This window comes from Deltaproteobacteria bacterium GWA2_45_12, from assembly GCA_001797365.1.
In the GTDB taxonomy this organism is placed as follows: Bacteria; UBA10199; UBA10199; order UBA10199; family UBA10199; genus UBA10199.
In genome coordinates, this window is the sequence record MGPH01000008.1 from 1 (window position 1) to 17,215 (window position 17,215).

Here is a 17,215-nt window from a genome sequence, read left to right on the forward strand (position 1 = left end):
TTTGCTCGTAACAACTCAAGAAATCCTCGCCTTTTTTACTCCAATTCCCTGAAAATACCTATATTTTCTACCCCCAATTTGTTTATGCATCGTTGCTCAATTTAGGCAGAAACTTTTTTTAATAAGTTACGATAAGTGAATCAAATATCCTTATGGCATACCCTTTCATTTTCAGAACTCCTGCGCTTGATGCAGTTGTGCCTGTTTCTGACAATCCCGAACCGATCACTTGTTCGGACGAACGAGCCCAATTAGTGACAAAATTGGAAACCGTTTTAAAAATGGATTTCCCCGATTGCTCCACATTTGAACTTGTGGGTAATAAGGACGATCCTCTGGAAAAAAAGGGCATACAGGCTACTTCCCGCCATCTGGGAAAAACACACATCGTTTTTATCAATACCCAGGGCAAAGCGTTTAAAACCATCCAATGTACACAGGAGGCCATGAACTTAACAGTTTACGATAAACCTGAACTAAAAAATAAAGATGGGGGCGTCAACATCACCCAATCCTATCAACCTTACTGCAATGAACTCGCAGAAGGCGCCCCATTAGAGACAAGCTTTACCCAAGACCAACTCTATTGGGCAAAATTGATTATTTTACTTTCCAATGAAACACCATCCTCTGAACAAAAATCAAAATAATCACGGAAACATCCATGTCTTCTCCACACATAACAAATAAACCCCCGGACCCCTCGGTATCACCTGTAAAAGAGGGTGCAGTACCGGAACCTGCTCCAGCAGATAGAGCCACAGCCGGTGAAGCAACTCCAACAGGTTTAGATGATGGAGGTGCACCCCCGCTTGATCTTGGAAATGGCCCAGGAACCGTTGATGCCGAGCTCTTCGGCGCACCACAAGCACAACGGAACGGAGCTTCTGTTTCTATAAAAGCTGTTTTTCCACCGGACTCTCCCATTGAAGAAAGATACCGAAGGGTTCGTAATGAAGGCATCACCAATAATGAAGAACTGGCATTGGCATTGGATTATTTGGCTAAATTAAATCCAGTCCTTCAAAATATCATAAATATTGTAAAGCATAGAATGGATGCCCACCAACTGACTATCGAAGTTAGAAACGACCAAAAAACCCATTCTTATGCCAACCCCAGCTTTCAGGGAAAAGTCGATCGCACCACCTCCCATTTTGGTCAGGCCATTGTCTTGCACAAAAACGCCTTGCCCGATGTTCTTCTGCATGAAATTCTGCATTGCCTTCCCTTGGAAATTGTACAGACTCTTTTTTCCATTCCCTTTGATTTTCCACCCATCCATCCTGATTTAAGTTATCAGGACTTAGTCGAAAATATTGCCGAGCATATTCGACTTAATGAAACTTTAAGTTTTGGAGTGATGCAACTGCTCTACGATATTGAAGAAGATCAGGGAATAACGCCCGATTTCACGGACAATGTAATTTTTAAGGAAATCAACAAAGCCTGGCACCATGATGGATTAAAGGGAATCAGGAAAATTTTTGAAACTTATTTTCAAAATTACGAAAAAAATATTGCCAAAACATCCCTCATCATGGCGCTTATTGTTAAAGGGGAAAGACGTACCGATCTAACACCCGAAGAAGAAGCGCTTATCCACGACTCCTCACAAAATGATTACCCAGGGGAACAGTACGTCAAATTTTTTCAGAAAGCCTATTTCAAAAGAGTCCGGCAACTGGCCGCCAAGGGCATCTCCTTTCCGGCAGGCCAGTATGATATTAGCGCCATGCTAGCCCGCGGCATCTATAACCCCACCGAAGCGCTCTCCAGTCTCTTTGATAAATTGGATCAATTGGAAAAAATTGGAGAGACCGAAATCGATCCGCCATCGACCGCCCAAGCTCCTCAGGAGGCTTCGCATTCTCCGCTACAGGGACACAAACAAACCCTTCTTGCATCGTATCAGGCTACTATTGCCAGGGTTTTGACCGAACAACCACGCAGCCTTTCCCACGGTGAAATCACAGCCCTTATCTCGTGGATCAGACTGGCTAAAACTGGTGAAATAAAAAAACTCATCCCCCACCTTTACTTCTACATTGACGAAAAACAGGCCGACTTATTTTTAAGACTAGCCTTTGAAATTTATCGAAGAGGGTTTGTAACCCAGGCCCATGAAATAATCGATCAAATCATGGCCCGCCATTTCAGGCCTGATTTTATTGAACCCATTTTTGAAATCATGGATGAAAAAGCCGCCTTAAAGGCCATTGAAACTTGTTTATCACATGTAAACAATCACCATCGTCAAACAAATATAGGGGCCCATATGAGCACCTTGGCTAATACTCAATCATGGAATGACGATCAAAGGAGCAATCTTTGGAGCAATATTAATTATTATTCTTTCATCTTTTCTGCATGCGGCTTGAAAAATATTTACAATAGTCTCAAGCCTTCTCTCTCCATGCCTGACAATCGAAGAGAATGGCGATGGCTTGTGCAAGGCACCGATCAATCTAGTTACAAACATGAATTTAAGGAGGCCCCATGGAAACTTTATTTAAAAGAAATTGACGTTCTCAGGCGCAGGAAAAATCTGCCTCCACACATTGTTTCCCGACTTGATCAAATCTGGGAAGCTCATCGCGATTGGTTGCGTTCTGCTTATACAACATTAAACGAGATCATGTCTTTTACTGACAATGAAGATCTTATTTATCTTGTTGCCGATAACAGTGAGATTTTAGGATTGTTTAGTGACTCTGACTTGGAAATTATTTTTCAATCCTTTTCTGAAGAGAAACGAAAAATAGCCATGGGGCTAGCCCAAAAGGACCGGTTTGATATCAAGGATGACAAAGAAACCACCAAAAAAATAATTGCGGAGATTGTTTCTGATACAAGCCTTGATACGCATGAAAATCTAAGGAGCTCCACATCGATGAGCGCTGTCAAACTGGCCGTACTCAATGAAATTTTGCAGAGTAGCTACGAAAAAAATGGCGGGGATCTGACCTACCTCGGTTTAAGCGATGAAGAAATTTCAAAAATTGAACAGTTTGCCAAAACTCAACATGCATTCCAATTACCAGATAGTTATCTGGCCTTGATGCAATTCCATCCTTTCAGACAAGACTCCCTGGATAGAACACGTACCGCCAATAGCTGGACAGAATTCGGGAATGATATGTTCAGTCCTTTTGGCACACAAGAGGAGGGACCAAGAATTGAATCAGGATTGCTTCTTTTAACCCACTTAAAAAGCGGACAACCCCAAACACGTTACCAATATGCCCTGGAAACATTAAGAAATCTTTTATACGACAACAGTGGATTGTGGGGTCTGACTGATCTTTCCAATGATAGAAGAGATGGCAACATGCCTTTAAGTGAACGTGTCGATCAAACTCTGGCCCCTCTGGCCATTTATTTCCATCGAAGGGCCCTTAAAGAAGGAGAAATGGGCATTGCCCAAGGGTTCTATGATTTTCTTTTTCGAGAGATTCCCCGCACGCTTCAAGATAAAGTTGAGTTTCCCGTCATCATCGGGCGTGGTCAAAGGCGTTCGGCTATCAGCCGCTCGTTTTTCATGGCCGAGCTCTCGAGCTATGAATGGCGGCTTCAAATGGACCGCGAAAGACACATCCTTTTCACGCAAAATCCAAAAAACGAAGAGGATATCAATGTGTGGTTTGCCCGAATAAACAAGGAAATCGAACGCGGCAGCCCAAACATTACCTGGCAAACTCTTTATTATTTCACGGAGGAATTTCAGGAAGATAAAGTTGAAGGGCCTTACCTTGTACGACTTTATGAAAGCCTAAACCTTAAAATCATCACCGATCCATCCATGGCCGCCGTACACAAGCTGGTTGAAAGCGTGCACAAGTCCCCCCTTTCTGCCGAAGCAAAAGACGGACTTTTCCATGATCTTTTTGGCGATCTTCTGGAACTGGCCAAATCAGCCTCTTCCACCAAACTCGATTATCTTTCTTTGGTACGCTGGGTAGCCGGATGGAAAACACCGTTTGATATCGACGCCATCATGAAGGATTATCCACGAACGGAAGCTCTTTTGGCCGTTGAACTGGCAGGGTTTGACCCGCTCACCAACCAAGGCAAGGCCTATGACGAGCACCTTCGCCTGGAAGCATTCGCTTTGGCCGGAATTGTTTTGCATCGCAACGAAACCAAATCAAATGTGGATAATGAAGCCTCCGTTGTCCCTGAATTTGTTTGTGGTTACAACGAAGTCGAAGTTTTACAATCCATGGGGTTGGTTAGCCCCCATGATCCTGTACTGACACCTTTTTCAAGAGATCATTTGTACGGACCAAAGCCCTATCTTAAAGAGCACTGCTTGAGAGTTCTTACCTATCTTAGACAGAATCAAACTTATTCCCAGGCTCAAAGAGAATCGATTCTGAAACTGATAGACAGATTAATGGCCTTCGATGATGAAGGAGTGAACAGCGCTTTTGCTGAATGGCTGACCAGCAAGGATGCTATCTCGCATATTCTGTATCTGGATATTCTTAAACTCTTTTTCAAAAAAAATGATACGTTCGGAGAAACTAAAAGACAAACCAGTATCACACTTTTAAACAAACCCAATTTTTTGCCCCGCACCTTAAAACGCCGCCTCTTTGAATGGATTACACGAAAAGTATGGTGGTCACCCTGGGTTCAGGACAAATTGGAGAATTTAAAAAAAGACCCCAAAGGAACAAATGAAACAGATTTCATGGTGTTTCTTTTAAAGGTTTACGATTGTGTTGTTGCAGAAATTCCCGATGATTTCATGCTAGACCGTCTCAACAAGGACAACACCCTTTTGAGCCAATGGCTCAGGACCGGCGACACCAGCATGCTGCCAAAAGGCTCACTTTTACATATTGAAAAAATAACTGACGATGCTCTTGACACACTCAAGAAGGAAAAATGTTCCGAGGCAACAATGCCGGTTAGAACCCGCCATGATCTGGTCATGCGGGTTCTTTTTATGGCAAAAGCCATCTGCGAAGTAGCACCCACCACCCCATCTTTAAATTTAGCTGAAACATTGAAGCCAGACCTTGTGAAGAAAAATCCTGCACTCTTTGGGCGTGCCCTTCTTTTCCCCGGCGAAACTTACCAAACCATGAATCCATCCATTTTGGAAGAACGCTTGCGCCTTTTTTCAATCATGCTGAGCAGGGCTGGTTGGGTTGAAGTTTTTGATTGGCTCCAAAATAAGCAAGGTCCAAATTACCTTGGATTAAAATACACCTTAACCGATATTGCCCACAGGGTTATTCCCAGTGATTTGGGATTGACTGCCGACAATTCCTGGAGCTGGCAAGATTTTTCCAGGGCCATTGACTCCATTGAAAATAAATTTGCAACCATTGAGGGAGAACGCCTCATTTTTGAGGCAGCCAATCTCAAGGATGAAGATCTGCCCGATTTTATCAGGCAAGAAACAGGCTTGAAAAAAGATCTGCTGGTATGGCTTTTCCAGATTTTGGACCCTGTGGCCAAAACCATTTTTCTGCGCAAACTCAAAGACGCAAATACCGATGAAGAAAAAATCAAACTTTTGGGAGAAGCCTCGCACCTTGAAAAATTGCTTCAATTAGCCAGTGTGCACCCTGCAGTACCCAAGGCCCAACAGGAGATCCTGAAAATTTTTCAAAAACATGTTCCGCCGCGCGATCCCTTGGATGTGAAGGCCACCATAGAATTGAGTCTGGAGCCCTGGCAGTTGGCCAAACTGACCGTTGATCTGGCAAACCCCCTTTCAGAAGGAACCATCGGCGGCGTCTATCGCGCCATATATGATGGCAACGAAATCGTACTCAAAGTCATTCCGCAAGGGAAACGCCGCGACCTGACAAATTCACTGGCATCGCTTCAACGGCTAAGGCTCATCCTGATGGCCTCTGAATATAAAAATTACGGCTCGCATACCCTCGAACATCTTCTTTCTTTTTACGAACGGGTGATTGTGGAAGAAATTGATTTAAGAATTGAACACGAAAGAGCCCAAAGAATGCGCGCCCTGGTACAGGGGCTACCGGGTTTTCATGTACCAGCCTATCGGGAAGATCTTTCCACAGTATCTGTAGCCGCCATGGAAAACCTTCCCCCCTATGACCTCATGCATGCCGATCTTGCCACACGCAAGCAAATCGCAGAAAAAATCGAAAGTGAGCTTTTGCCCGCCATGATCTGGAAAGGTCTTTTCCATTACGACCTGCACCCGGGAAATATGGGCGTGCGCTATAATAGCGAAAATCAACCAGAGGTGGTTATTTACGATATGGGACGCGTTTGTGAATTAGACACTACCCAGCAAGCAACCCTCATGAGCCTTTATGGCGTTTTGTCAGAGACTACGGAGGGGGCATTCAATATGGAAGCCATTATTCCGTTGCTGCGCCAAATGGGAAAGGTGACCGATGAGGAAAAATTCAGGAATATGGCCCAAGTTTTTTCAAAGACCTCAAGTTCGGATCCCGTCACCATTTTGGAAGCCATTTGTCCCGAATTAGCCGAATATGGCCTTGAACTTGATGACACCTATGTAAAACTTCTTTTAATGTTTGTGACCTGGAATGGGACCAAACGGGAATTGTTGAATGAAACATCCCTTCTCGCCGCGCAAACTTTGCCTTCCAGAACACCTCCGGTACATATCGACACACCACGTTCCGGCTCATCGGACACACTGCGCACAACCCAGTTCCACACCTCAACCCTCATTGGCATGCCGGCTATAGCGCCAAATTCAGGAGAAACCAATTTATTGGAAGGCCCGTGGCCCCAAGATCCTCTTGCACAAAACATTCCTGTAAATTTGGTGACAGAGGGGGCGACGGCACTCAAACCAAAACCCGAAACCACAAAACACCGGGGACCAACCGTCGTACGATCCCCACGGCAAACGGCCACTAGAAACATCCGCCCGGCCATGACGGGTCTATCCAAATTTTCAACATTTAATCGCACATCCATTCCACGCTTCTTTTCTCGATAAATTCCATAATTCTTACACCTTAATTTTTGCTACAACGTTCTCATATTCCTAAAATCTTTCATTCTCTTTAATTTTGCATGTACTTGAATTTTAACGCTTGACTTACACACCTTGCGCTTATACTTTTTCAAAGTTTTAGAGATCCACGGAGGTCTGTTCATTTTCTAAAAAAACAATAATCTTAAAGAAGGAGTTTTTAAAATGACCAAAGATTTATATAATTTAGGTGAAATTCCTCCCATGGGAGAAGTTCCCCAAAAAATGCACGCCCAAGTCATTCGTGCAAGTCGTTTTGGAGAACCTAAAAACGCTTTCCAATCCGAAGTGATCGATGTCCCCTCCATTGGGGATGATGAAGTTCTTGTGTATGTGATGGCAGCGGGAGTCAATTACAACAACGTATGGGCCGCCATGGGCATTCCTGTCAACGTCATTGCCGCCCGTAATAAAGCCGGTGAAAAAGAAGATTTTCATGTCGGTGGCTCCGATGGCAGTGGCATTGTCTATAAAGCAGGTAAAAATGTGAAAAATGTACGGGTGGGGGATGAGGTCGTTATCCACTGCGGCATGTGGGATATTCATGATCCGGCCATTAAAGCGGGAAAAGACCCCATGTACATCCCCTCCTTCAAAATTTGGGGATATGAAAGTAATTTTGGCGGCTTTGCCCAGTTTACACGCGTTCAGGCCCATCAATGCATGCCCAAACCCAAACATATGAGTTGGGAAGAAGCGGCTGCCTATATGCTTGTGGGCGCCACCGCCTATCGCATGCTCACCCGCTGGAAAGAACACGAAGTGCGTAACGATGATGTCGTGCTTATCTGGGGGGGTGCAGGTGGTTTGGGAAGTATGGCCATCCAGATTTGTAAAGCATTTGGAGCCAAGCCCATTGCCGTAATTTCGGGCGAAGATAAAATTGAATACTGCAAAAAATTGGGCGCCATCGGTTGCATCAACCGCAAAAATTTCAATCACTGGGGCCTACTTCCCCACTGGAAGGATACCGAAAAATACAATGCCTGGTTGGCTGGCGCCAGATCGTTTGGCAAAGCCATTTGGGATATTGCCGGCAAAGGAGTTTCTCCCCGCATCATCTTTGAACATCCCGGCGAAGACACCGTTCCCACCAGTATTTTCGTGTGCGACACCGGTGGTATGGTCGTTATTTGTGCAGGGACGACCGGCTACAACGCCACGCTCGATCTGCGTTATCACTGGATGCGCCAAAAACGTTTCCAAGGCTCGCATTTTGCCAATGACGATGAAGCCTATGGGTTTAACAACCTGGTGCTTCAAGGCAAGATTTCGGCCTGCCTCTCCAAAGTTCTGGAATATTCTGAAACGGGCCACGCCCATCAACTGATGCGCGAAAACAAACATCCCCATGGCACGATGTCCATCTTGATCAACGCCAGAAAACAGGGATTGAAAAATTTGGCTGAATCAAAATGAAGCCCCCCAGACTTGCCATGTACCGCTACTTCACAACCATTCTTGCCGGCATGCTTAGTTATTCGTGGTGAGTGTTTTGCGGACAATTTTCCCGTTATGCGTTTTGGGAAGCTCAGAGACAAAAACAATATCCCGTGGCACCTTATATTTGGCAAGGTTTTGCGCGGCATAATCCAGTATGGATTGGACGCATTTTTCTGTAGGAGTACAGTTTCCCTGCCCCATACATTTTAAAACAAGATACGCTTTTACAATTGTCTTTCCTTCTTTTAGGGTGGCCCCCACCACTGCCGATTCCAAAACATCTGGGCACGTATTCAAAACGGCTTCCACCTCCAAAGGCGAAATGCGATATCCCCCGGCCGTAATCAGATCATCGCGCCTTCCTAAAAAATAAAAATTTCCTTCTTCATCATAGCGCGCCACATCCCCGCTTAAAAACCAGTCACCCATAAAACCTGGGCGGGAAACCCCAGCCCCTACGGCATCATGATATCCCAACATCAGCCCCATGCAGGACTTGTGACTGGCCAAAATGCCCTCACAGTCGGGCCCCAGTTCATTTAACTGTTCATCCAAAATGGCAATGCGCGTTCCAAAAAGAGGGCGTCCACATGAACCGTCACGAATACGTTCCCCGTAAGGCTGCACCAAATAAACACTGTGCTCTGTCATTCCCAAGCCTTCATAAATATCCGTTCCCGTAACCTTAATGAATTTCTCCCTGACCTCTCCCGGAAGTTTTTCACCGGCACACAGACACACGCGCACAGGCTCGAAACCAGAATCATCTTTTTCCAGATAGTCGGCCAGCCGGCGATAAATACCGGGCACACTCATGAAAATGCTCACGCCAAATTCATCCACAATCTTTTTTAATAAATCGGGGCGGCAAGATCCATTGTAGACAAGGCTGGTCCCCCCAAAACGCCAGATATCAAGTAATCCCCCTGTCAGTGCATAACTCCAGTTAAGGGCACTCGTATTAAAAACAACATCGTTTTCCTGAAAACTCTGCCACCGAAGCACACGTTCATCATGGGCCAGAATGCTTCGATGGGCATGAATAACACCCTTGGGCTGACCTTCGGTTCCACTGGTATAAAGCCAATAAGCCGGATCCTCCATCAAGGTGGGCAAAACAAGGAAAGGGGCAAAAGATGAAAAACGTATCTCATCCATGAAAACAACGGGCCCCACATCATGGGACCAGACATCTTTTGTGGTAATCAACCCGCTGGCCTGACTGTCTTTAAAAATGAAATCAAGCTCGGCCGGCTTAAGCATGATGGAAGTAGGAATGGGGATGGCTCCCATCTTGATGGCTCCCAAAAAAGCCACAATAAAATCGGGAGAATTATCCAGGCGCAGCACAACACGTTCTTTGGGCTTTAACCCCTTGGACAATAAATAAGAGGCCATGGCATTGGTGGCCTTGTAAAAATCATCAAAGGTCCATTTTTTGGCAGAAATTGTCCCTTCCTGTTCCAGCACATGAATCATGGCTGTTTTATTGCGACTAATATTTGTTCGTTGATGTTTGTCGATGCAGTCGGTGGCGATATTATATGTGTTTGAAAAAGGCATTAGGCAGCACTTTGGATGGAAGTTTCTTCGTTTAAATCAACTAACTTGGCGGCCATGGACTGATTTCACTAGCAAATGTCTTTGGGCAATTCAACTGGGAATTCATTGATTGGGAATTCATTGATGGGAATACATGGCCCCGTAAGGGCGATTCTTGTAATCGCCCTTGGACTGGGCGAACACCCTATAAGGCGGGCAGACAAGGTTCACCTACGAAATGGATCAGGCCCCTGTGGATAATTTTTTTGATTATTCTTTTATTTAACATGTAATTAAAAATGCTTATTCACACAAACACTCACAACTGAAGTTCTTTCTGAGTTAAGGGCCTAAAACAGGGCTTCCGCCTGCGGCTTCTACGTGAACAAACTTATCCACACCTGTGGATAACAATTTTTATTTGAAAATTTTTCTTATTTTTCAGTAAGATAAAAAAATCAAATTTTTAGTGTATTGTCGTCTTAAAAACTTTGTGGTTTAAATAGCTTTGTCAGCAGGAAACTTTGAAATTAAATGTTCTTTTAAAATCTCATTATCGTTTAGCAAGCCCTCTAAAGTTTACTTTTGTGGACGCAAGTTAAAGGGAAGTTACAATCTTTAAATTTGCCCCAGGGTTTTTTGTAAAAAAAACTCTTGGCAAAGGGACCGGACCCAAGATTGGCCCTCTCTTGAACGCAAGAGCAACCCATGAGAAAAAAGGCCCGAATGGAGGAAGAATTCGAAAGAAAACTTCTTATTCTCCCACCCGAAAAACTCTAAAGTTCCGCTTCATCAAGATTCGTCAAGAAGCTTGATTAGCAAGAACAAAAGAGAGGAAAGCCTGGAAGCAGGTTGTAAGGGTGAGAGGAGAAAACCATAGAGACCCAATGGAAATCTCACAAGAGGACGGGCAACAAAAAGACTTAGCACTCCATTAAGTCAAAAGCTGCCGATTCTTGCTTAAGGCACAACTCCTTGAAACTGGGGCGGTCGGGCTCATCTTAAAGGCGACTTTAAGTGACCCGAAGAAACCAACAGCACGAAGGAATGGGGGTTTGAAAAAATCACCGCCCTAAGCAAAAGTTTTAAAACTCTAAAGAGACATTCATGCTTACTAAGCGATAACAGGACACAAAAGCCCGATTGCAAATGCAAATTTGTAACTCGGGCTTTTGTGCTTTTAAGGACAATCCCAGAATTGTCCTACCAAACAAATGAAGTATCGCGTGGATACAATCCCCTATTGGCTCAAACCTTTTTTCTGGATTTATGGGTATGGGTTGGGATTTTTATGCTTCATCGGATTTTGTCTTCTGCACGGGACTTGCCGCTTTCAATTTAAAAACGTTCCTCCAAACAATAACAATTACATCTACTGCATTTGGCATGATGCTCTCATTCCCTATTGCATCACTTTTTTAAGGCATCAACGGCATGTATGGATCAATCATCCTGCTTGGTACATGAAACCCATCCATGTATTACTTAAACTTCAGAGAATTCATAAATTATGCCTGGGATCTACTGGAAATGATGGAAAAGAAGCCGCCGACGAGATCGTGGACTATTTAAAAAAGGGGTATTCCACGGTTATGGCAACCGATGGCCCCTATGGCCCGCCCAAAGTTTTAAAAAAAGGAGCCCTCCATATGGCCATCCAATCAGGGGTGCCCATTGTTCCCGTGCAATTTGTCACTTCCAAAACTTATTTCTTCAAAAAAAGCTGGGATGGCAAACGCATCCCCCTGCCCTTTTCAACCATTCGAGTGATTTATGGACATCCCATTAATGTGACCAAAAAGAATTTTGATGAATCGTATCAAAAAATTCAGAATGCATTATCTTAAAAATAGATCAAAAGAAAAAATAATATGGGATCGGAAACGGGCCCAAATCCCCCTTCCCCCCCTTTTTTAAAGGGGACTATACGGAGAAAAAAATGATCCTTAGCCTTATTTCCCCCTTTAAAAAAGGGGGATTAAGGGGGATTTGGGCCCGTTTTTCTCCCCGCTTCCGTATTCTTATTGATTTGAATATTTCTTAAAAGCCCCTCCCACTTGGTTCTTTTGATGGGGCTGTTTTTAAAACGATGGGAAAATTCTTCTTGGCTCAAATTTTTAAGCGATGAAAGGGAGGGATGAAAATTTTCTGGACGAGGTTTAAAAGATTCCTCACGGGAAACGGGAATTTGTCTATTCCACGGACAAACATCCTGGCAGATATCACACCCGTAAATATGATGCCCCATTTTACTTTGCAATTTTGGGTCAATCTCTCCGCGATGTTCAATGGTCAGATAAGAAATGCATTTGTTCGCGTCTAACTCATAGGCTTTCAAGGCATTCGTGGGGCAGGCATCCAGGCAACGCGTGCATTTGCCGCAATGATCGGCAGCAGGCTCATCATATTCCAGCTCAAGATCAGTGAGCATTTCTCCAAGAAAAAAGAAGGAACCGTTTTTTTGATTGATCAAAAGGGTGTTTTTACCCACCCAACCAAGCCCGGCGCTTTCGGCATAACTTCGCTCCAAAATGGGCCCCGTATCCACATATGATTTTAATTTTGCTTCAGGATGATGATTCAAAATGAAAGCTTCCAGATTTTTTAATTTTGCCAACATCACGTCGTGATAATCATCCCCCCAGGCATAATTAGAGACCCACCCCTTGCCCGCTTCCACGTTCTCAATTGAAAGAGGCCAACCGTGATAATAATTCAAGCCAACACAAATAAACGACTTGGCGCCAGGAAGTATTTTTTGGGGATCACTTCTTCTTTCAGCACCGCGCACAAGCCAATCCATTGTTCCATAAAGCTTGTGGTCCATCCAATTTTTGAAAAATGAAAAATGGGGATGCGTTTCGGCTTGTGTAATCCCCACCAAATCAAATCCAATCTCATGGGCTTTTTGTTTGATAAGTTCAGACTTCATGGCGAAATCAGAAGTGCAAGTTTCCCATACCCATGTCCGGATTCTTGGATTTGGTGAGCCATTGCCACTTCCCGAAGAGGAAAAACATGGGACACAGTGATTTTCAGATTTCCTTTTTCAACCCATTTCCCAAGAAGGGCTAATTGTTCTGCATCGGGCCGGACAAAAACATAACCAATTTGAATGGGTTTTCCTTTAAAAAAAGTTTCATCCAAGGCAAGAATGGAGGTGAGTCGGCCCCCTTTTTTAAGCACATCCACACTCCGTTTTTGCACATCACCCCCTACCGTATCAAAAACGGCATCCAGCCCTTCTGCATTTTTTTCTAAAATCTGCTTCACAAAATCGTTGGCGCGATAATCAATCACTTCATCAGCTCCCAGCCCCTTCACATAATCAAAATTGGAAGCACTCGATGTCGTCAGCACATACGCCCCAAAAAGTTTGGCCATCTGGATTGCATACCCTCCAACGCCCCCAGCACCTGCATGAATGAGAATTTTTTCGCCACTTTTAATTTTTAGACTTTCAAACAACACTTGGTAGGCCGTAAGTCCTGCCAAAGGCAGCACAGCCGCTTCCTGAAAACTTGATTTCTTGGGTTTGAAGGCAAGATGCTCTGATGTGACCACAATATATTCAGCATAGGTTCCATCATGAATAACTTCCTTGCGCGTATAGGCCATCACTTCATCACCCGGCTTAAAACCCTTCACTTCGGATCCTACAGCCTCAACAACTCCTGAAGCATCCCAACCAAGGGTGATGGGGAACACATTGGGCAAACGGTCTTTTAAAAAACCTTTTCTAATTTTTAGATCAACGGGATTCACACCGGCCGCTTTGACTTGAAGAAGAATTTCATTTTTTTTGAAGGAAGGAATAGGGATTTCTTCTAATTTTAAAACCTCAGTTCCACCATATTGATGAATCAGAATGGATTTCATGCCTCTTCCCGTAGGGGTAGGGGCGCAATTCATTGCGCCCAAACTGCGGGCGTGATAAATCACGCCCCTACATATTTTTTCAACCGCATCAATGCCTTCCCCCGATGGGAAATCCTGTTCTTTTCATCCAAAGGCAATTGGGCCATCGTCATCCCATAATCAGGAAGAAAAAAATAAGGATCATAACCAAAACCGCCTTCTCCCTTGGCCACAAAACTAATAAGACCCTCGCAGGTTTCTTCGACTAAAGTCTCTTTTCCTTGGGGGTCGATCAATGCCAAGACGCACACATAACGGGCCAGTCGCGAAGGGTCATGGACTTGCTTCATTTCTTGAATCAATTTCTGATTATTTTCGTCATCGGTGGCATGGGGACCTGCAAAATAAGCCGAGCCAACCCCTGGCGACCCGTTTAAATCATTGCATTCCAATCCGCTATCATCGGCAAGCACATATCCTCCAACAATTTTATGAACGGTGCGGGCTTTAATCAGAGCATTTTCTTGAAAAGTGGAACCTGTCTCGGAAATGGAACCTATTTGCTTAAAGTCGATCGTACTTTTAATTTCAAAAGGCAGATCCTTAAGAAGTTCTTTAATCTCTCTTATTTTCCCGGCATTGCGGGTGGCGAGGGTGAGGATCATGGTTTTTTCAATATTTTTTTCTGTTCAATAATGATCTGCCTGATTCCCTTCATGGCCAAATTCTTCATGATTTGCAAATTGGTAAATGAAAAGGGGTTGTGTTCGGCAGTTCCCTGCACTTCGACAAACAAGCCGGCATCGGTGACCACAAAATTCATATCCACTTCAGCCGCGGAATCTTCTTCATAATTCAAATCAAGGCACGAAACCCCGCTCACAATACCCGTACTTACCGCTGCCACCATTCCCGTAAGAGGTGAGGATGGGATCGCGCCCTGTTTTACCAATTTGGTACAGGCCATGGCCAGAGCCACATAGCCTCCGGTAATCGAAGCGCAACGCGTGCCACCGTCTGCCTGCAACACATCACAATCGACTGTAATTTGTCTTTCCCCCAAAAGGCTCATGTCGCATACGGAACGCAAAGCCCTTCCCACCAGCCGTGATATTTCCTGTGTACGTCCCTGCACTTTGCCCTTTACCGACTCGCGTGAAGAACGTGTATGGGTGGCCCGTGGCAACATGGCATATTCGGCTGTGACCCATCCTTTTCCACTTCCCTTCACATGGCGAGGCACATCTTCTTCCACACTGGCATTGCACAAAACAACCGTATGGCCCTGTTTGATCAAAACAGATCCTTCGGCATACCGCGTATAATGGGGAACCATTTTAATAGGGCGTAGTTGGTTGGGGTTGCGTTTATCGGAACGAATGTATTTCATAAAAAAAACACTTCTTGTACTTTCCTAAACTCTGGTCCCCGAGCGGAATCGAGGGGTCGAAGGGAGGCCACCTCGACTCCGCTCGGTGACCAGCCAATCAAAATGCGGCCTCATCGGCAGGAGGGACATAGGACCCTTGGGGTTCAAAGGCCAGGTTTTCAAATTTGGTATAGCTATTGAGGAAAGCGGCACGACATACCCCCGTAGGGCCGTTACGCTGTTTGCCAATAATGATTTCAGCAATCCCCTTGTCGGCCGTATTGGGATCATAAACCTCATCACGATAAATAAAGGCGATGACATCGGCATCTTGCTCAATAGCTCCTGATTCACGGAGATCAGAAAGCTGCGGGCGACGGTTGGTGCGTGACTCAACGGCGCGGTTTAATTGTGAAAGGGCAATGACAGGCACTCTTAACTCTTTGGCCAGCGCTTTCAGTCCGCGTGAAATTTCGGATATTTCCTGTTCGCGACTTCCCGAAAAGTAACTTCCGCGAACCAGCTGAAGATAATCAACAATAACCAGATTGAGTCCTCTTTCTTTTTTAAGACGGCGAGCCTTGGCACGCATTTCAAGCACTGTAGGGGAAGCCTGGTCATCAATATACAAATTGGCTTCCGACAAATGCCCGGCCGCCTTGGTCAGCATGGGCCAGTCGCGTTCTTCCAACTGGCCGCAACGCAGACGCGATGAATCAATTCGAGCCTGGGAACACAGCATGCGCGTCACCAATTGTTCCTTACCCATTTCCAAAGAAAAAAGAGCCACAACCCCTTTTTCGTGGATAGCCACGTTTTCAGCCATATTCAAGGCAAGCGAAGTTTTCCCCATCGAGGGCCGGGCGGCAATAATGATAAGGTCTCCCGGTTGCAAACCGCTGGTCATATTGTCAAATTCATTCAACCCCGTGGCCAAGCCGGTAATGGATTTCTGATTTTCAAACAAGAATTCGATGCGTTTGAAACTGTCTTTAACAATGTCTTTGACATGCGAAAAAGCATTACGCATGTGGTTTTGGGAAATTTCAAAAATCAGTTTTTCAGCATTATCCAAAACCTTGTCAGGCTCGTCAGAATTTTCGTAACCGGATGTGGCAATTTGTGAGGCGGCTTCAATGAGTTTTCTTAAAAGGGCTTTTTCACGAACAATGCGGGCATACGAAACAATATTGGCTGAAGAAGGAATATTATCGGCCATTGAGGCAAGGTAGGAAGCCCCCCCTGCCAGTTCCAAAGCTCCTTCGGCCTGTAAAAGATTGCTTACGGTAAGAATGTCCGTGGGTTCGTTTTTTTCAGACAAGGCCATCATCGCTTCATAGATACGGCGATGGGCTTCACGATAAAAATCGGTGGGAGTCACAACATCCATCACACGATTGATGGAATCGTTGTCGATTAAAATGGCCCCCAGCAAGGCTGACTCAGCCTCGAGATTTTGAGGCGGAAGTTTGGGGGCTTTTTCGTTCAATGTTTCTCCTTTGTTTCTTCCTCTTTTTTGACCACTTCTACTTTTACATTGGCAACAACCTCAGGATGCAATTTCACATTCACGATATGAACTCCCAAAGTTTTAATGGGGGCCTCCAAGGCCATCAACCGGCGATCAACCACAAAACCCTTTTCTTTGAGATGAGCCACTATTTCCTGAGTATTGATGGATCCAAAAAGTTTATCACCACTACCTGCATTGTGGACAATAGAAATTTGATCTGCCTCTAACTTTTCCTTGAACTTTAAAGCCAATTCCTTTTCCTTGCCCTTTTTTACCTCGATGACGCGTTTTTGATGTTCAAGCTCACGAATACTTCCCGGGTTGGCCAAGAAAGCAATGGAACGAGGGGCCAGATAATTTCGATAATATCCGGGTTTCACATTAATAATGTCACCAACAAAACCCAGACCATTGATGGTTTCTCTTAAAACGACTTGCATAATAACTCCTTTTTAAAATCAAGCACTTAAACAAAAGTTGAGAG

11 protein-coding genes are annotated in these 17,215 nt (G+C 44.7%); 4 read left to right on the forward strand and 7 right to left on the reverse strand.

The window, feature by feature from the left end; all coding sequences use genetic code 11:
• Positions 1 to 152: 152 nt before the first annotated feature.
• The 3 genes from A2048_03710 (at position 153) to A2048_03720 (ending at position 8,425) form a co-directional block, all read left to right on the forward strand.
• A complete protein-coding gene (locus tag A2048_03710) occupies positions 153 to 650 on the forward strand; it encodes a hypothetical protein (protein OGP10638.1) in 498 nt (165 codons plus the stop codon).
• 14 nt (positions 651 to 664) lie between these two features.
• Positions 665 to 6,970, forward strand: a complete 6,306-nt coding sequence (locus A2048_03715) for a hypothetical protein (GenBank protein ID OGP10639.1) — start codon at positions 665 to 667, stop codon at positions 6,968 to 6,970.
• Between the two features lie 201 nt (positions 6,971 to 7,171).
• Positions 7,172 to 8,425, forward strand: a complete 1,254-nt coding sequence (locus A2048_03720) for a crotonyl-CoA carboxylase/reductase (protein ID OGP10640.1) — start codon at positions 7,172 to 7,174, stop codon at positions 8,423 to 8,425.
• A 54-nt stretch (positions 8,426 to 8,479) separates the two neighbouring features.
• Here the strand turns inward: A2048_03720 and A2048_03725 are convergent, their stop codons facing one another.
• Positions 8,480 to 10,012: a hypothetical protein gene (locus A2048_03725; protein ID OGP10641.1), complete on the reverse strand. Its 1,533-nt coding sequence runs from the start codon at positions 10,010 to 10,012 to the stop codon at positions 8,480 to 8,482.
• A 1,193-nt stretch (positions 10,013 to 11,205) separates the two neighbouring features.
• Here A2048_03725 and A2048_03730 point away from each other — a divergent pair.
• Entirely contained in the window at positions 11,206 to 11,838 is a 633-nt protein-coding gene (locus A2048_03730; protein OGP10642.1) for a hypothetical protein, read from the forward strand.
• A 131-nt stretch (positions 11,839 to 11,969) separates the two neighbouring features.
• Here the strand turns inward: A2048_03730 and A2048_03735 are convergent, their stop codons facing one another.
• The 6 genes from A2048_03735 to A2048_03760 form a co-directional block, all read right to left on the reverse strand.
• Positions 11,970 to 12,923, reverse strand: coding sequence for a tRNA epoxyqueuosine(34) reductase QueG (locus tag A2048_03735; protein OGP10643.1), 954 nt, complete (start codon positions 12,921 to 12,923; stop codon positions 11,970 to 11,972).
• Positions 12,920 to 13,870 (reverse strand): hypothetical protein, encoded by a 951-nt coding sequence (locus tag A2048_03740; protein OGP10644.1) that lies wholly within the window; start codon positions 13,868 to 13,870, stop codon positions 12,920 to 12,922. Before A2048_03740 ends, A2048_03735 begins: the two co-directional genes overlap by 4 nt.
• A 59-nt stretch (positions 13,871 to 13,929) precedes the next feature.
• Complete coding sequence (locus A2048_03745; protein OGP10645.1) at positions 13,930 to 14,514, reverse strand: non-canonical purine NTP pyrophosphatase, RdgB/HAM1 family; 585 nt, start codon at positions 14,512 to 14,514, stop codon at positions 13,930 to 13,932.
• On the reverse strand, positions 14,511 to 15,230 hold the full coding sequence (locus tag A2048_03750) for a ribonuclease PH (GenBank protein OGP10662.1): 720 nt from the start codon (positions 15,228 to 15,230) through the stop codon (positions 14,511 to 14,513). The genes A2048_03745 and A2048_03750 overlap by 4 nt, the downstream gene beginning before the upstream one ends.
• Positions 15,231 to 15,336: 106 nt before the next feature.
• Complete coding sequence (locus A2048_03755) at positions 15,337 to 16,707, reverse strand: replicative DNA helicase (GenBank protein ID OGP10646.1); 1,371 nt, start codon at positions 16,705 to 16,707, stop codon at positions 15,337 to 15,339.
• Positions 16,704 to 17,171, reverse strand: coding sequence for a 50S ribosomal protein L9 (locus A2048_03760; protein ID OGP10647.1), 468 nt, complete (start codon positions 17,169 to 17,171; stop codon positions 16,704 to 16,706). Before A2048_03760 ends, A2048_03755 begins: the two co-directional genes overlap by 4 nt.
• Positions 17,172 to 17,215: the final 44 nt, after the last annotated feature.

Coding starts and splice junctions, on each gene's coding strand:
- A2048_03745 (OGP10645.1), bottom strand. CDS start 14,514: ATGATCCTCACCCTCGCCACCCGCAATGCCGGGAAAATAAGAGAGATT.
- A2048_03730 (OGP10642.1), top strand. CDS start 11,206: ATGAAGTATCGCGTGGATACAATCCCCTATTGGCTCAAACCTTTTTTC.
- A2048_03735 (OGP10643.1), bottom strand. CDS start 12,923: ATGAAGTCTGAACTTATCAAACAAAAAGCCCATGAGATTGGATTTGAT.
- A2048_03720 (OGP10640.1), top strand. CDS start 7,172: ATGACCAAAGATTTATATAATTTAGGTGAAATTCCTCCCATGGGAGAA.
- A2048_03715 (OGP10639.1), top strand. CDS start 665: ATGTCTTCTCCACACATAACAAATAAACCCCCGGACCCCTCGGTATCA.
- A2048_03710 (OGP10638.1), top strand. CDS start 153: ATGGCATACCCTTTCATTTTCAGAACTCCTGCGCTTGATGCAGTTGTG.
- A2048_03740 (OGP10644.1), bottom strand. CDS start 13,870: ATGAAATCCATTCTGATTCATCAATATGGTGGAACTGAGGTTTTAAAA.
- A2048_03760 (OGP10647.1), bottom strand. CDS start 17,171: ATGCAAGTCGTTTTAAGAGAAACCATCAATGGTCTGGGTTTTGTTGGT.
- A2048_03725 (OGP10641.1), bottom strand. CDS start 10,012: ATGCCTTTTTCAAACACATATAATATCGCCACCGACTGCATCGACAAA.